This window comes from Mesorhizobium sp. P2_E9, from assembly GCF_056403815.1.
This window is the reverse complement of the sequence record NZ_JBFUET010000016.1, coordinates 77130-91518: the sequence shown is the minus strand read 5'-3', so window position 1 is coordinate 91518 and position 14389 is coordinate 77130. Positions and strand designations below refer to the sequence as shown.

Annotated in this window: 18 protein-coding genes; 2 read left to right on the top strand and 16 right to left on the bottom strand. The window is 63.1% G+C overall.

All coding sequences use genetic code 11. From position 1 onward, the window contains the following. Positions 1–39: 39 nt before the first annotated feature. The 7 genes from tolB to ybgC form a co-directional block, all read right to left on the bottom strand. A complete protein-coding gene (tolB, locus tag AC1D05_RS26365) occupies positions 40–1350 on the bottom strand; it encodes a Tol-Pal system beta propeller repeat protein TolB (protein ID WP_475456314.1) in 1311 nt (436 codons plus the stop codon). Positions 1351–1389: 39 nt separating this feature from the next. Beyond that, the gene (locus AC1D05_RS26360) at positions 1390–2547 is read right to left on the bottom strand and encodes a TonB family protein (protein WP_477444639.1); all 1158 of its coding nucleotides are present in this window, start codon (positions 2545–2547) and stop codon (positions 1390–1392) included. Between the two features lie 7 nt (positions 2548–2554). Further along, on the bottom strand, positions 2555–3007 hold the full coding sequence (gene tolR / locus AC1D05_RS26355; protein WP_096451199.1) for a protein TolR: 453 nt from the start codon (positions 3005–3007) through the stop codon (positions 2555–2557). Positions 3008–3018: 11 nt separating this feature from the next. After that, positions 3019–3729, bottom strand: coding sequence for a protein TolQ (gene tolQ, locus AC1D05_RS26350; protein WP_475456308.1), 711 nt, complete (start codon positions 3727–3729; stop codon positions 3019–3021). 256 nt (positions 3730–3985) lie between these two features. After that, positions 3986–4297 (bottom strand): type II toxin-antitoxin system RelE/ParE family toxin, encoded by a 312-nt coding sequence (locus AC1D05_RS26345; protein WP_477444638.1) that lies wholly within the window; start codon positions 4295–4297, stop codon positions 3986–3988. Then, the gene (locus AC1D05_RS26340; RefSeq protein ID WP_477444637.1) at positions 4287–4562 is read right to left on the bottom strand and encodes a type II toxin-antitoxin system ParD family antitoxin; all 276 of its coding nucleotides are present in this window, start codon (positions 4560–4562) and stop codon (positions 4287–4289) included. The genes AC1D05_RS26345 and AC1D05_RS26340 overlap by 11 nt, the downstream gene beginning before the upstream one ends. 56 nt (positions 4563–4618) lie before the next feature. After that, positions 4619–5101 (bottom strand): tol-pal system-associated acyl-CoA thioesterase, encoded by a 483-nt coding sequence (gene ybgC, locus AC1D05_RS26335; protein ID WP_477444636.1) that lies wholly within the window; start codon positions 5099–5101, stop codon positions 4619–4621. A gap of 179 nt (positions 5102–5280) precedes the next feature. Here ybgC and AC1D05_RS26330 point away from each other — a divergent pair, with 179 nt between their 5' ends. After that, entirely contained in the window at positions 5281–6531 is a 1251-nt protein-coding gene (locus tag AC1D05_RS26330; RefSeq protein ID WP_477444635.1) for a glycoside hydrolase family 5 protein, read from the top strand. 15 nt (positions 6532–6546) lie between these two features. Here the strand turns inward: AC1D05_RS26330 and AC1D05_RS26325 are convergent, their stop codons facing one another. The 6 genes from AC1D05_RS26325 to AC1D05_RS26300 form a co-directional block, all read right to left on the bottom strand. After that, positions 6547–7443 carry a metallophosphoesterase gene (locus AC1D05_RS26325; RefSeq protein ID WP_477444634.1) on the bottom strand — a complete coding sequence of 299 codons (897 nt, stop codon included), beginning with the start codon at positions 7441–7443 and terminating at the stop codon, positions 6547–6549. 157 nt (positions 7444–7600) lie between these two features. After that, entirely contained in the window at positions 7601–8638 is a 1038-nt protein-coding gene (gene ruvB / locus AC1D05_RS26320) for a Holliday junction branch migration DNA helicase RuvB (protein WP_023811851.1), read from the bottom strand. A gap of 43 nt (positions 8639–8681) precedes the next feature. After that, the gene (gene ruvA, locus AC1D05_RS26315; protein ID WP_477444633.1) at positions 8682–9302 is read right to left on the bottom strand and encodes a Holliday junction branch migration protein RuvA; all 621 of its coding nucleotides are present in this window, start codon (positions 9300–9302) and stop codon (positions 8682–8684) included. 13 nt (positions 9303–9315) lie between these two features. After that, the gene (ruvC, locus tag AC1D05_RS26310) at positions 9316–9828 is read right to left on the bottom strand and encodes a crossover junction endodeoxyribonuclease RuvC (RefSeq protein ID WP_477444632.1); all 513 of its coding nucleotides are present in this window, start codon (positions 9826–9828) and stop codon (positions 9316–9318) included. A gap of 96 nt (positions 9829–9924) precedes the next feature. After that, a complete protein-coding gene (gene rcdA, locus AC1D05_RS26305; RefSeq protein ID WP_477444631.1) occupies positions 9925–10458 on the bottom strand; it encodes a protease adaptor protein RcdA in 534 nt (177 codons plus the stop codon). A gap of 377 nt (positions 10459–10835) precedes the next feature. Further along, positions 10836–11216, bottom strand: a complete 381-nt coding sequence (locus AC1D05_RS26300) for a hypothetical protein (protein ID WP_477444630.1) — start codon at positions 11214–11216, stop codon at positions 10836–10838. Positions 11217–11547: 331 nt separating this feature from the next. Here AC1D05_RS26300 and AC1D05_RS26295 point away from each other — a divergent pair, with 331 nt between their 5' ends. Continuing rightward, a complete protein-coding gene (locus AC1D05_RS26295) occupies positions 11548–12099 on the top strand; it encodes a DUF2269 family protein (protein WP_477444629.1) in 552 nt (183 codons plus the stop codon). Positions 12100–12140: 41 nt separating this feature from the next. Here the strand turns inward: AC1D05_RS26295 and AC1D05_RS26290 are convergent, their stop codons facing one another. The 3 genes from AC1D05_RS26290 to AC1D05_RS26280 all read right to left on the bottom strand — a co-directional run bounded on the left by AC1D05_RS26290 (position 12141) and on the right by AC1D05_RS26280 (position 14268). Further along, the gene (locus tag AC1D05_RS26290; RefSeq protein WP_477444628.1) at positions 12141–12911 is read right to left on the bottom strand and encodes a sulfite exporter TauE/SafE family protein; all 771 of its coding nucleotides are present in this window, start codon (positions 12909–12911) and stop codon (positions 12141–12143) included. A gap of 118 nt (positions 12912–13029) precedes the next feature. Continuing rightward, positions 13030–13758 (bottom strand): class I SAM-dependent methyltransferase, encoded by a 729-nt coding sequence (locus tag AC1D05_RS26285; RefSeq protein ID WP_477444721.1) that lies wholly within the window; start codon positions 13756–13758, stop codon positions 13030–13032. Between the two features lie 57 nt (positions 13759–13815). Next, a complete protein-coding gene (locus tag AC1D05_RS26280; protein WP_477444627.1) occupies positions 13816–14268 on the bottom strand; it encodes an Lrp/AsnC family transcriptional regulator in 453 nt (150 codons plus the stop codon). Positions 14269–14389: the final 121 nt, after the last annotated feature.

The following is a 14389-nucleotide window of genomic DNA, read 5'->3' as shown; positions in this document are numbered from 1 at the left end:
AACGGCCCCTTTTCAGCATGTGTGGCAATTCGGCCGAACCTATTCCAACAACGGCGACCAAGCCGGGTCGGATGCGAAGTTCGCGGTCGGGATGGGCTGCTCGTTGCGGCCGGTGAGGTCGACGGAAACCAGTTTCGGGCCGCCGGCGGAGTCGCGGAAGAACATCAGCACGCGGCCGTTCGGCGCCCAGGTCGGACCCTCCTGCTGGAAGCCGGACGACAGGATGCGCTCGCCCGAGCCGTCGGTCTTCATGACGCCTATCTGGAATTCGCCGCCGGTCTGCTTGGTGAAAGCGATGAGATCGCCGCGCGGCGACCATACCGGCGTCGAATAGACGCCGTCGCCGAAGGAGATGCGGGTCTGGCCCGAGCCGTCGGCGCCCATGACATAGATCTGCGCGCGACCGCCGCGGTCGGAAGTGAACACCACCTTGCTGCCGTCGGGCGAATAGGACGGCGAGGTGTCGATGGCGGTCGAGTTGGTCAGCCGCGTCGTCGAGCGGCTGCGCAGATCCATGGCGAAGATGTTGGAATTACCGTCGTCGCGCAGCAGGCTCATGATGACCTTCTGGCCGTCAGGCGAGAAGCGCGGCGCAAACGTCATGCCGGGGAAGTTGCCGACCAGTTCGCGCTGCCCGGTCTCGATCTGCAGGAGATAGACCCGCGGCTGGCCGCTTTCGTAGGACATGTAAGTGATTTCCTGCCGGTTCGGCGAGAAACGAGGCGTCAGCACGATCGACTTGCCGTCCGAGAGATAGCGGACGTTGGCGCCGTCCTGGTCCATGATGGCCAGGCGCTTCTTGCGAGCGTTCTTGGCGCCGGATTCGTCGATGAACACCACGCGCGTGTCGAAATAGCCTTTCTCGCCGGTCAGCCGCTCATAGATGGCGTCGGCGATGATGTGGGCGACGCGGCGCTGATTGGCGTCATTGGCGAAGAACTGCTCGCCGGCCATCTGCTGTCCGGCGAAAGTGTCCCAAAGCCGGTACTGCGCACGGATGCGCCCGTCTGCTTCCTTGCTGACGCTGCCGGTGACCAGCGCCTGGGCGTTGATCACCTTCCAGTCGTCGAAGCGAGGGGCGGCGTCCGGGTTCGTTATCTTCTCGATGAAGGCGCTCTTGTCGATTGGCGCGAACAGGCCGGAGCGCTTCAGATCAGCGGTGACGATCTGGGAAATCTGGGCGCCAAGCGCATCGCCGCCCTGGAAATCGGTGATGGCGATCGGCAGCGGCTCGACATTGCCCTTGTTGACATTGAGCTCGACGAGCGCCAGCGCCGGCAGCGTGCCGGCAGCGGTCATGCCCATCGCCATTGCTGCGATCATCAGGAGCGGCTTGAGGATTGATTTCATGTCTTCTCGCTTCTCATACTGATTTTCGGATGTCAGGGCCTAGAGGCCCAACATCTCCCTTGGATCGAAGGTGACCCGGATGTCGTTCCAGATGTCCTGCTTGCCGGCAGGAACCTGCAGGCCGGCCACGTCGCATTTCTGAACCGCGCGCACCGCGCTTTCATCGAACTGCCGGTTGCCGCTCGACTTTTCGACGGACGGGCGACCATCCAGCTTGCCGGAGTTGTCCAGGTTGAAGCGCACGACGACGACGAAATTCTCTGAACCTTCCAGCCCGACCGGCAAGGTCCAGCAACCGCCCAACTGGCTCTCCAGCGCGCCCTGCTCCGACTTCGAAAGCTTCTGGCCCTGATCCTTGTCGCCACCGAGCGACGCCTGCTGCGTCGAGCGCTTGGCGCCGCCGCCGGAGGGCTTCTGCTTGTCGAGGAGAGCGGAAATCTCGGCGGCGTTGAACTGCTTGTCGTCGGACTTCGGTTTCGACGACGCCTCCTTGACCGGCTTGTCGGCATCCTTGCGTTCCGGCGCCTTGGCGCTTTCGGCCGGTGCCGGCTGCGGCTTCGGCCGCGCTTCAGGTGCTGGCGCCGAGCTCGGCAATTGCGTCTCTTCGGTCGGCGGGTCCTTGGCTATGGCCTCGGCGACGGCATCCGGTTTGACCTCCGGCGTCGGATCGATAGCGGCGGTCTTGTCCTGCGGCGGTGGGGTCGGCGCCGGCTTGGCCGGCGTCGGCTTGGGCTCGGTCTGCTTGACCGGCTCAGGCTTGACCTCTTCCTTGGGCGTCGGTGCCGGCGCCACTTCCGTCGCCGGAATGGGCTTCGGCTTTTCCTGCGGCTTCGGCACGTCCTCGGGCTTCGGCTTTTCAGTCGGGGTCGGCGCCGGCGGCGGAGCCGATGTGGTGTCGACCGGCTTCGGCTTGGCTTCAGGCGTTATCGGCTTGTCGGTGTCGACGCTGTTTTCGCCGACCTTCTGCGCAACCGGCACGATATCGGGACGCTGCGTCGGCAGCGGCGCCGGCTTCTCATGCATCACCGCCTTCTTGTCGCCCTGCAGCGTCTGCGCAATGGCTTCCATCGGTACGATATCGACCGCGACCGACTCGACATCGGCGGACGGCAGCGCGGCCGGCGCCGACAGGGTGAACAGGCCGAAGGCCAGCACCGCCGTATGCAAGATCACCGATGTGGTGAGGCCGGTCTTCATCGTGCGTCTACTGATCCTGTTCCTGTAGTGAAACCAGACCGATATTCTTGTAACCAGCGGCCGAAATGCGGGCCATCACCTTCATCGCCGTGCCGTAGTCGGTGGACTTGTCACCGCGAATGAAGATGCGCTCTTCATAACCGGTCTTCGAAATCGCCTGCAGCTTGGCGACCAGCTCCTCGATCGGGATCTCGGTTTCCTGCAGAAAGATCTTGCCCGTGGCATCGATCGAGACGGTGATCGGCTGGGTGTCGGCATTCATCGCCTTGGCCTGCGTATCCGGCAGGTCGATCGGCACGCCGACCGTCAGCATAGGCGCGGCGACCATGAAGATGATCAGCAGCACCAGCATGACGTCGACCATCGGCGTGACGTTGATCTCCGACATCAATGCATGGTGACGGCCTCGCCGCCGGTGGCCGCGCCCGCCGCGTCCTGCCATGCCTACGGACATACCCATCTCGTTACTCCTCAGGCCTTGGGCGCGACTTTTTCATCGATTTGGCGCGAGAGTATGGCGGAGAACTCGTCGGAGAACCCTTCCATGCGCACTGCGATCTTGCTCGCATCCGATGACAGCTTGTTATAGGCGATGACCGCCGGGATGGCGGCGAGCAGGCCGATGGCCGTTGCCAGCAGCGCTTCGGCGATGCCGGGCGCAACCACCGCAAGGCTGGTGTTCTTGGAGCCGGCAATGGCCTGGAACGAGGTCATGATGCCGATGACGGTGCCGAACAGGCCGATGAAAGGGGCTGCCGAGCCGGTGGTGGCGAGGAAGCCGAGACGCCCCTCCAGCTTCTCCATCTCGCGGGTCAGCGCCAGGTCCATGGCCTTGTCGATGCGGGTCTGCAGCCCGAGCGGCGTCTTGGCGCCCTTCTCGAAGCTCTTCTTCCACTCACGCATGGCAGCGACGAAAATGGCGCCCATGCCTGACGTCTTGCGGTCGGCGAGCGTGCGGTAGAGCTCTTCCAGCGACTGCCCGGACCAGAAGACCTGCTCGAAGCGGTTCAGCGCCAGCCGCATGCGGCCATAGGCGACCAGCTTGTCGATGATGATCGCCCAGGTCCAGACCGAGGCGCAGAGCAGGCCGATCATGACCAGCTTGACCACCCAGCTGGCCTGCATGAACAGCGCCCAAATCGACAATTGCGCGCCCGGGTCGGCGAGTGCGATATTTTCCATCGTTACGTCCTTAAGATTTCCGGGCGAAGCTGGCGGCTGGCCCCTGGCATCCCTTGTGGTCGGTTCGCACGAAGCTACCGGACACCCCAAACCGTGCCGTTAGCGGCCTTTTCAGGGCAAATATTGGTGAAAGGAAGGCGTTGGATCGCGCCAATCTTCACCAACCTCTTCATGAACCGTTATGGTTAAGGATGGGTTAGTGAATAAGGCGCGGCGCATTGCCGCGCCAGTGGCGGGACTGACGCACTTCCACAGGCTAGGAGTCCGTCTCGTCCACGTCTTGGGGGTAGTCCTGCCCGCCGTAGAGGACGCGCAGGATGAGTACCTGCTCTGCGTCGACCCGAAACAGGATCGACGCGCGCCGTTCAAAGCCGACGACCCTTATACCGGACCCGATGGCGTCGCGAACGATGCCACGTTCCGGGAACGTCGATAGCGCCATGCACGCCGCCTCAACGCGGTCGATATAGCCACCGGCACGCGCGGCGCTGCTTTCTTTTTCGATGTAGTTGTAAATAACAAAGAGGTCGGACCGCGCCGAGGGTCTGAAGACGACCTTATGCGTCACGCTTGGCGGCCTTCATGCGGTCTGCATGATGCTCGCGCAATGCCTTGAACACGTCCTCGGCCGGGATGTCCGGGCGCGGATCGTCGAGAGCTTCCTGCACCTTGGCTCGCATGACGGCGGTGATGACGTGCTCCTCGCGGTCAAGGGCGCGAAGCGCGGCACGCATGACTTCGCTCGCGGATTCGTACGCTCCCGACGCCAGGCGGGCGTCGACGCTGCTCTGCTGGCGTCCGAGCGTTACGCTTATGGGCTTGCTGGTTCTCATGGCGATTGTTTCCTCGTCCGCCCTTGTAGCGCAATGTATGACACTGTCATACTATTTCAATCAGTCGAAGCACGAGACTTGGGCATGAAGGCTGCCACCCATTCCTTGGGAAAGCGTCTCGGCCGGCCATTCTCGCCGATGATCGCCGCCTCGACCCTGGCCTCGACCAGCACCTCGTCGCCGCGCTTGAGCTGCTGCGCCATGAAGATGCGCGCGCCGGAAATGGTGTCGGTGCGGGTGTCTACGGTCAGGATGTCGTCGATGCGGGCGGGGCTGCGGAAGTCGATCTCCATGCGGCGCACCACCCACACGATCTTCTCGCCATGCTTGCCGTCGGCAAGTTCCGTGTGATGCACGCCGGTGAGCCTGAGATAGTCGGAGCGGCCGCGCTCGAGGAATTCGAGATAGCGCGCGTGATAGACGACGCCCGAGAAATCGGTGTCGGCATAATAGACCCGCGCCATCAGCCGGTGGCCGAACGCCGTCAGCGCGCCGGAAAGCCCGGCGAGCAGCGTCGCCGATTCACCATGATCGTCCATTGCGCTTCCTTTTTCGGTCTCGACGAGGCACCTGTCCTTACGTGACCTAGAGCATGATCCCGAAAAGTGGGAACCGGTTTTCACGGACAAACGGTTTCCGTTTGTCCAGAGATCATGCTCCAGCAAAGAAATAGATCAGGATGACGGTTCAACCAAACGTCGTCCTGATCTAACATCGGATGGCACTGTTGACGGCGATGATCAAGAGTTTGATGGCGGCGCTGCTTGTGCTGGTGGCCTGCACGCTAGCCTGCCAGGCGGCGACCTTCTCGATGAAGCGCGGCCTCAATCTCGACCAGTGGGTCACCTGGCCTGGTGAGGATCAGTGGAGCAACGCCAAGGCAATCTTGCCCTATCCGGAATGGCGAAAGTTCCTCAAGGAGGACGATCTCAAGGCACTCAAGGAAGCGGGTTTCGATTTCCTGCGCATGCCTGTCGATCCTTCGCCCTTCCTGTCCGATCAAACCGAGGCCTTGCGTGACGACCTCTATGCCAGCGTGCTGGACTCGGTGCGCATGATCAACCGCACCGGGCTGAAGGTCATCGTCGACATGCATCTGATCCCGGCCGGCGGCAGCCGCAAGATCGGCATGGCGGAGGTCATGGACGACCCGCGGACCTTCGACCGCTACGTCGACATGGTGCGCAAGATGGGTCGCACGTTGGCCGGCGAGGACCCCAAACAGGTCGCTTTCGAACTGATGAACGAACCGATCGTCGATTGCGACAGCGACGGCACCAGCCTGTGGCCGGACCACCAGCAGAAATTGTTCGCCGCGGCGCGTTCCTCGGCGACAAAACTGACGCTGGTGCTGACCGGCGCCTGCTATTCCGCCGCCTCGTCGCTGCAAAAGATCGATCCCAAGGCGATCCCCGACGACAATGTCATCTGGACCTTTCACTCCTACGATCCGTTCCTGCTCACCCATCAGGGCGCGACCTGGGCCGGCGACTTCATCCCCTATGTGACCGGCCTGCCCTATCCGCTGACCGCAGTGCCGAAGGTGCAGCTCGACGTGACGCTCGACACGATCCGCGCCCGGATCAAGGCCGAGGCGCCATGGACACGGCAGAGCGGCCTGCTTGCCTATCTCGACGAGCAGGTCGCCAGCATGGACAGCCCCGACAAACTGCTTGGCCTGTTGGATGCGCCGTTCACGAAAGTTGATGCATGGGCGAAGGCCAACGGCATCAAGCCGGAAAACATCACGCTGGGCGAGTTCGGCATGATCCGCCAGGAATACGGCAATGCCTATGTGATGCCGGCCGAATACCGCGCCGCCTATGTCAAGGATATGGCCGCCCGCGCCGAGGCACACGGCTTCTCATGGTCGGTGTGGAGCTATGGCGGCGCCTTCGGCATTGTTGATGCCTTCAATGGTGACAAGGCCGAGCCTGACGTGATGGACGTGATCCGCTCACTTCACTGAGAGCTATTCTTCAGATCAGCCGAGGTCGATCTGCAGGATTTCGGGCCGCATCCCAAAACGAACCGGCATGATACTGAAGCCAAGGCCGCCCGAGACGATCAGATTGCGATCGTTCTCGACGACATGGCCATAGGCGTAGCGATTGCCGAAGCGCGACGGCACGACCGGCGAATAGCCGAACAGCCGCACCTGCCCGCCATGGGTGTGGCCCGACAGGGTCAGCGAAACCCGCCACGGCACGGTGGCAAAAATGTCAGGCTCATGGGCGAGCAGTATGACAGGCGCGGTGTCGCTGACCTTGGCCAGTGTGCCGTCGAGATCGTCCAGCCCCGTCAATCCGGGGCGTTCCTCGGTCGGCAACAGGGCCTGCTGGTCGGCCAGCCCGGCGATCCACACGCCGTGCCCATCCTTTTCCAGGCGCACGACATCGTTCTCCAGCACCGGGATGCCGACCTTCTCCAAGGCCTTGCGCGCTATGGTCGGGCCGGCTCCGGCCCGCTGCGCGAAGCCGTCGTGCCACCAATCATGATTGCCAAGGATCGACAGCACGCCGAGCGGCGCCTTGAGGCCCGACAGAGCGGACGCCCATTGCGATGGCGTCACCCCGCCTGTCACCAGGCGCATGCCGGCAATATAGTCGCCAAGCAGAACGATCACATCCGGCTGCAGGGCATTGGCATCCTGGACAAGCGAGGCGATCCGTTCCGGTGTCATCCACGGCCGGCAGGCATGGATATCCGCAAGGGCCACAACGCGCAGCTTCAAGCCATCAGGCCAATGCGGCGGCGTCAGTGCATAGCGCTTCACATGCGTCAGCAGCATCGGCTCGATGCCGACCGCATAGGCGCCGAGCGCGACGGCTGTCACGAACGACCCGCCGATGAAGCGCAGAAACCCGCGTCTGGTTATCATGGATTGGCTCCCGGCCCTTCGATCGCAGCGGTTCCCGCACGCGCCCGATAAAATCCACGATTACGCCGGCAAATCGGCGAAGACGCGTAGATTTTGCGCAGGACGGGTCAAATATCCTTGATCACCGGCCTGGGGCCGCCCGCCTGATCTCTGGCCGCTATTCTTCCTGGAACAGGTTGATCTGCTGCTGCGCCAGATCCTTCGGCGCGTCGAGGCCGAGATGGCGCCAGGCGTTGGCCGTCAGCATGCGGCCGCGCGGCGTGCGCTGGATGAAACCCTGCTGGATCAGATAGGGCTCGATGATGTCCTCGATGGCGTCGCGCGGCTCGGACAGGCCGGCGGCGATCGTCTCGATGCCGACCGGACCACCGCCGAAATTGCGCGCGATCATCGAGAGATAGCGGCGGTCGAGCGCGTCGAGGCCGAGCGCGTCGACCTCGAGCCGGGTCAACGCCTCATCGGCAATCTTACGGTCGACATGACCGTCGCCGGCGACCGAGGCGAAATCGCGCACGCGGCGCAACAGCCGTCCGGCGATGCGCGGCGTGCCGCGCGCGCGCCGCGCGATCTCCAGCGCGCCGTCGTCGCCGAGCGGCATTTGCAGGATGCGCGCGCCGCGCCGCACGATCTGTTCCAGTTCCTCGACCGTGTAGAAATTGAGCCGCACCGGAATGCCAAACCGGTCGCGCAGCGGGTTGGTGAGCAGGCCAAGCCGCGTGGTCGCGGCGACAAGCGTGAAACGAGCAAGGTCGATCTTGACCGAGCGCGCCGCCGGTCCCTCGCCGATGATCAGGTCGAGCTGGAAATCCTCCATCGCCGGATAGAGGATTTCCTCCACCGCCGGGCTCAGCCGGTGGATCTCGTCGATGAACAGCACGTCGCCTTCTTCGAGATTGGTGAGGAGGGCCGCGAGATCGCCGGCCTTGGCGATGACCGGACCTGAGGTCGAACGGAAATTGACGCCGAGTTCGCGCGCCATGATTTGCGCCAGCGTCGTCTTGCCAAGCCCCGGCGGCCCGACGAAGAGCACATGGTCGAGCGCCTCGTTGCGGCCTTTGGCGGCCTCGATGAACACTTTGAGATTGGCCCGCACCGCGGCCTGGCCGACGAAATCGTCAAGCGTCTGCGGCCGCAAGGTCTGCTCGGCATCCTCTCCGCGTTTTTCCGGAGCAATGAGACGGGGCGACAGGCTCATGCTGCCTTCCTCGCATAAGGCAGAGGACCGGACAAGCGATCGCTCACCGCGCCAGTTCCTTCAGCCCGAAGCGGATCAGCTTCGGGGCATCGGCACCTTCGCCTGCGGTCTTCAGCGCCGCCGCCACCGCATTGGCGGCGGTGTCGCGCGAGTAGCCGAGGTTGACCAAAGCCGAGACGGCGTCGGTGATTGGCGCCGGCGCCACGCCTTCGCCGAGTTCCTGCTTGAGCCCGATGGTGCCGGAGGCAGTGCCCGCATAGGCCGGCGCCTTGTTCTTCAACTCGGTGACGATGCGCTCGGCCACCTTCTTGCCGACGCCCGGCGCGCGGGAAACCATGGCGATGTCGCGCAAAGCAATCGCATTGGCGAGATCGGCCGGCGCCAGCGTCGACAGGATGGCGAGCGCGACCTTGGCGCCGACACCGGGCACATTGTTCATCAGCAACCGGAACCACTCGCGCTCGAGCTGCGACTGGAAGCCGTAGAGGCGCAGCATGTCCTCGCGCACATAGGTCTCGATGAACAGCACCACCGCCTCGCCAGGCGAAGGCAGCGCGGCCAGCGTGCGCGCCGAGCAATAGGCGACGTAACCGACGCCGTGGATATCGATCAGGCAATGGTCTTCATCGATCTCGTCGAGCGTGCCCTTGAGCTTGCCGATCATTCCCAACAGCCTCTCATGATGCCAATGCCGCCATCCGATAGGCTACGCTCTGCCGGTGATGCGCGTGGCAAATCGCAATGGCCAGCGCGTCGGCGGCATGTTCGGTGTCGAACGTCGCCTTCGGCAGCAGCACCTTCACCATCATGTGGATCTGCTTCTTGTCGCCATGGCCGACGCCGATGACAGCTTTCTTCACCGCGTTGGGCGCGTATTCGGCAACGACCAGGCCAGCGCGTGCCGGCACCAACATGGCGATGCCGCGCGCCTGGCCGAGCTTCAGCGTCGCCACCGCATCCTTGTTGACGAAGGTCTGTTCGACGGCTGCCTCGTGCGGCATGGCTTGATGCAGGACTTCGGCGAGCCCGTCATGCAATTGGCAGAGCCGCGTCGCCAGCGCCGCCTTGTCATCGGAGCGCACCGTGCCGGACGCGACGAAGCGCAAGGAATTGCCGAGGCTCTCGACGATGCCCCAGCCGGTGCGCCTGAGCCCCGGATCGATGCCGATGATGCGAATCGCGTCCCCCATCCGGGTACTCTACCTCCGGCGGACAGCGATGCCAGCGAAATGTGAACAAACCGGAAACGACAGCCCCGGCGGACGAGCAGAATCTGTTGAGATTGGCTAGTTGCGGGCGAAAGCGGTGTTGAGCAGGCTGATCTGGTCGGAAACCGGATTGGGCCGGCGGCCCATCGGCTGCATATCGACCACAGCGCCGGCGCCGTAGATCTCGTCGTCCATGCGACGCACCAGCGCCTGCAGGCGCAGCGAGCGGTTGACGAGATCGAGGAAATCCTCGGGCAGTTCGGCCCAACCGGCGGCTTCGTCATGGGCGGAAGCGGTATCGAGGCGCACCTTGGACTTTTCCGACGCCACCTGGTCGCGGGTCATTTCGCCGGAATTGGCCGCGCGCTGCAAAAGCAGCCAGGAGGCAACCTGCATCAGCCTGGTCGTCAGCCGCATCGATTCGGCCGCATAGAGCGTGGCAGCCAGCCGCGACAGTTTCTTGGCCTCGGCTCGGCCCTTGCCGTCGAGATACTCAGCCGCCTGTTCGACCAGCCCCATGCCTTCCTGGTAAAGCGGTTTGAAGGAGTGCGAAAAAACCCGACGCTCCGCCAGCTTCACGGTCTTCGCATTGCCCTTCGAAGGCTCGTTCATTGCTACGCCCCTGCACTTGCAACCGGCCGATTCGACTCACTGCCGATACACCCGGAAGCCTATAAGACTGAAGCTTGAAAATGCGCTTCGCCGGGGGTGAAGGCAAGCACATGTTTAACAGAAGGTTAACAGCCATCCGTCGCACAGGTTGCCGCCGGAATGCAGACAAAAAAAGAGCCGCGGATAAGGCGGCTCTCAGGAGTTTAACAGGGAGGCGTCAAACAAAGTGGCTCCAACCACTCGGTAAGAATCCAGATCACTGGATGGACATAGTAAACACCTGTAAAGCTTAATGAAGCCTTAACGGTGCGGATGTTTTTTGACCGAACACCGCCATTCTGTGCCGTAACAGCACAGACCCAAAGCTCGCTTCAGGCTCAAGCCTTCTTCCAGACCACCGGCAGCGCGATGAAGGCAAACAGCAGCATGCCTGCATAGAAGCCGATCGAGGCGATTCCCAACAGCGGTTCGATTGCCGGGTTGCCGGCAAGCAAGATGTAGAGGCCGATCATGAGCCCGATACCGCTGATGGCAGTCAGCCAGAAATGAACCTTAGCGAGCACCTTTTGCCCGACCGCCGGAAACAGATGGTAGAAGAAGGCGAAAACCGCCGACATCAGCCATCCGGCCACCATCGTGTGGGCGTGGGTTGGCATCTGGCCATGGTCTTCGCTGATCGCCATATGGATGCCGAGCGCCATGCCGCACAAAGCATAGATGATCGCCAGCGTGAAGAAATTCCGTGCTACCCCTTGCATGTCTGTCCCCTCGAATTGCCTTTTCCCGTTTTCGGGAATGGGTTGATCGTCAGGCGATTATAGTCGCCGCCGGGCTCCCGGCGTCGGCGCACTAGCATCGGCAGTGTTTCTAGACGATGTCGCGCTCCCCTGACGCATCCGACAATAGCAGAAAATGAAACCGCGCATCGGCTTGTTGTCGAGAACCGCGCCGGTCGAAAACTGCCGAAACAGAGCCGGTTTTTTCGCGACATCGTTCCGAAACACGCGCCACGCTAAACGCCCACTCCTCCGACGGCCGGCGCAAATCCGCGCCACCGCAAACCCAACAGAAACATCCCGGGAGCAACCTATGGACTGGTATTCGATCGTCAAATTTCTCCACATCGTCTCAGCCACTTTGTGGGTCGGCGGCGGCTTCGTGCTGTTCCTGCTCGGCGTGCTTGCCGAGCGCGCCGGCAACATCGAGGACAAGCTTCAGGCGATGCGTGCCAGTGGACAACTGGGCGGCCGTTTCTTCGCACCGATGTCGATGCTCACCTTGCTCTTCGGCCTTATCATGTGCGCCTTCTGGGTCGGCTTCTCCGACCTGTGGATCATGATCGGCCTGGTCGGCTACGCCACGACCTTCTCGATCGGCATGTTCATCTTCAAGCCGACCGGCGAGCGCATGGGCGCGATGATCGCCAAGGAGGGCGTCACGCCTTCCGTGCTTGCCATTGGCCAGCGCATGATGAGCGCGGCGCGCTTCGACTACGCGGTGATGCTGGTGATCATTGCCGACATGGTGCTCAAGCCGACCACGCATGACATCGGCATCCTCGCCGGCATGATGCTGGTCCTGGTGGCGGGCGTCACGCTGGCCTTCGGCGGAAGCCGCCGGCTGGTGGAAAGCGCCGCCTGACGCTGGCGTTAGGCAAGTGCTGAGCTAAGTCGCCGCGCCTGTCACAGCAGGCCGGCGATGCCATCCCACAAGAGCTTCAGCGCCACGACCGCCACGGTCGCGTAGGTGAAGGGATAGAAGATCTCGGGCCGCATGCGCCGCACCAGCCAGGCGCCGGCGATGGTCGACAGCGGCGCCAGCGGCATCAGCACCGCGGACGCCGTCAGGTTGGCCGTGTCGAACTGGCCGAGCGCGAAATAGGGGATGAGTTTCAGCGCATTGGTCGCGGCAAAGAAGATCGCCGCGGTGCCCGACAGGACTTTGGGGTCGAGCCGGATCGGCAAGGCATAGACCTGGAAGGGCGGGCCGCCGACATGGGCGACGAAGCTGGTGAAGCCGGCGACCGTGCCCCAGATCGCGGCAGCCACGCGGTTGGGTTCGGCTGCATGGTCGGAGCCATGACGAAACTGCAGATAGAGCCAGCGCAGCACGAAGATGATGGCGACGGCGCCGACGATCAGCCGCACCGCCTCCTCCGTGACCAGGGCGGCCGTCAGCCAGCCGAGGCCGATGCCGATGACGGCGCCCGGCATCATGTCGACCAGCATCTTGCGGTCGTACACGCCCCACCATGTCCACACCGAGACGATGTCCATCAGGCACAGGATCGGCAGCAGGATGGCGGCGGCCTGCACCGGCGGTATGGTCAGCGCCATCAGCGGCACGCCGACGAAACCGACAGCGCCGCCGAACCCGCCCTTCGACAGGCCGACCAGGATGACCGCCGGGATGGCGGCCGCGTAGAACCACGGATCGATAAGCAGGCCTGACATGGGGAGGGACTGGTCTGGAGGGAAAAGCGCGTCAGCGCCTGAATAACCCAGAATTGTGCGTCCGGCGACTGTAAATCCAGGCTGGTTGCCGAACACTCGCCAATGTCCGGCTCGTTCCCTAGCGGCGCGCCGACACCAGCAGGAACATCGGCCGCTCGAGTTCTTCCGCCAGTTCCGGCTTGGCCGCGATCTGTGCGGCTGTCGGACAGAATTCCTCGACATGTTCGATCGCGAAACCTGATCGGATCAGCGCGTTGATCGTGGTGCCGATGGTGCGGTGGTGTTTCACCACGCCCTTGGCCAGCCAGTCGGTCTTGCGCGGACCTTCCACCAGATAGCGGTCGACAGGCCACGTCTTGCGGCCTTCGGCATCCACCGCCCAACCGGGCCTGGTCGGGGCCATGTAGATCGGATGTTCCGTCGAGAAGACGAAATGGCCGCCGGGCGACAGGGCTTGATGCACGGTCCCGAACAGGCGCGCGACGTCCTCGACATAGTGCAGGGCAAGCGAGCTATAGGCGAGATCGAAGCCGCCTTGCGGCAGGCTGAGCTGGTCGAGATCGGCCCTCTCATAGACAATACCGGTGTCCGGGCCGGCGGCCCTCGCGCGGGCCAGCATCTTCTCCGACAGATCCAAGCCAAGGACCTGGCTCGCCCCGTGTTCATGTGCCCAACGGCAGAACCAGCCGAAGCCGCAGCCGAGATCAACGACCCGAAGACCGTCGACATCAGGCAGCATAGCGCGCAGCGCCGGCCATTCGGCAGCACCCTCCAGGCCTTCGACCGACCGGCCGAGTTGGCTGTAGCCGGCGAAGAACTCCGGCTGGTCGTAGACATTCTGCGCCATGTCTTCCTCGTCGCTCAGGCCATCATCTCTGCGCATTTCCACCACAGCCATACGGAGTCAAGACAATGATGAAACCCCAAGCGGTGGCGGCCGCCGCCGGATCGGCTGCGCCTTGATGATGGCGGTGCTGGTCTCGGCCTTGTCGGCGATGCGGTCGAGAATGCCGTCGAGGTCGCCGATCGAGCGCACGAACAGCCGCGCGACAAAACAGTCATCACCCGTCACCTTGTCGCATTCGCCGAATTCGGCAATCTCCTCGATCAGCTTCTGGACGATGTGCAGCTTGCCCGGCAAAGGCTTGATGCGCACGATCGCCTGCAGCGTATAGCCGAGTGCCAGCGGATCGATCTCGACCGTGAACGCCCGGATGACGCCGCGCTCCTCGAGCCGCCGCAGCCGCTCTGAAACGCTTGGCGACGACAGCCCGACCTGGGCGGCCAGGTCCTTCAGCGAGGTCCGTGCATCCTTCACCAGGATTTCGAGAAGACTTCGGTCGAGATCATCCAGCATTTTCCATTTCCCACAGATTCGGAGAGATTGCCTAATTTAATTAGGCCATCCATCCATATCGCCTTCTCCAATGGATGGAAAGCTCCGCTGCCGCATGAGATTATGCCGCCTCAACTGACTC

Bases quoted from the DNA above. Each gene is read 5' to 3' on its own strand.
- AC1D05_RS26340 (WP_477444637.1), bottom strand. From the start codon at position 4,562: ATGAGAACCAGCAAGCCCATAAGCGTAACGCTCGGACGCCAGCAGAGC.
- tolQ (WP_475456308.1), bottom strand. From the start codon at position 3,729: ATGGAAAATATCGCACTCGCCGACCCGGGCGCGCAATTGTCGATTTGG.
- ybgC (WP_477444636.1), bottom strand. From the start codon at position 5,101: ATGGACGATCATGGTGAATCGGCGACGCTGCTCGCCGGGCTTTCCGGC.
- ruvB (WP_023811851.1), bottom strand. From the start codon at position 8,638: ATGAGCCTGTCGCCCCGTCTCATTGCTCCGGAAAAACGCGGAGAGGAT.
- tolR (WP_096451199.1), bottom strand. From the start codon at position 3,007: ATGGGTATGTCCGTAGGCATGGCAGGACGCGGCGGGCGCGGCCACCGG.
- AC1D05_RS26285 (WP_477444721.1), bottom strand. From the start codon at position 13,758: ATGGCGCAGAATGTCTACGACCAGCCGGAGTTCTTCGCCGGCTACAGC.
- AC1D05_RS26295 (WP_477444629.1), top strand. From the start codon at position 11,548: ATGGACTGGTATTCGATCGTCAAATTTCTCCACATCGTCTCAGCCACT.
- AC1D05_RS26280 (WP_477444627.1), bottom strand. From the start codon at position 14,268: ATGCTGGATGATCTCGACCGAAGTCTTCTCGAAATCCTGGTGAAGGAT.
- tolB (WP_475456314.1), bottom strand. From the start codon at position 1,350: ATGAAATCAATCCTCAAGCCGCTCCTGATGATCGCAGCAATGGCGATG.
- ruvC (WP_477444632.1), bottom strand. From the start codon at position 9,828: ATGGGGGACGCGATTCGCATCATCGGCATCGATCCGGGGCTCAGGCGC.
- rcdA (WP_477444631.1), bottom strand. From the start codon at position 10,458: ATGAACGAGCCTTCGAAGGGCAATGCGAAGACCGTGAAGCTGGCGGAG.
- AC1D05_RS26325 (WP_477444634.1), bottom strand. From the start codon at position 7,443: ATGATAACCAGACGCGGGTTTCTGCGCTTCATCGGCGGGTCGTTCGTG.
- AC1D05_RS26360 (WP_477444639.1), bottom strand. From the start codon at position 2,547: ATGAAGACCGGCCTCACCACATCGGTGATCTTGCATACGGCGGTGCTG.
- AC1D05_RS26300 (WP_477444630.1), bottom strand. From the start codon at position 11,216: ATGCAAGGGGTAGCACGGAATTTCTTCACGCTGGCGATCATCTATGCT.
- AC1D05_RS26290 (WP_477444628.1), bottom strand. From the start codon at position 12,911: ATGTCAGGCCTGCTTATCGATCCGTGGTTCTACGCGGCCGCCATCCCG.
- ruvA (WP_477444633.1), bottom strand. From the start codon at position 9,302: ATGATCGGCAAGCTCAAGGGCACGCTCGACGAGATCGATGAAGACCAT.
- AC1D05_RS26330 (WP_477444635.1), top strand. From the start codon at position 5,281: ATGGCACTGTTGACGGCGATGATCAAGAGTTTGATGGCGGCGCTGCTT.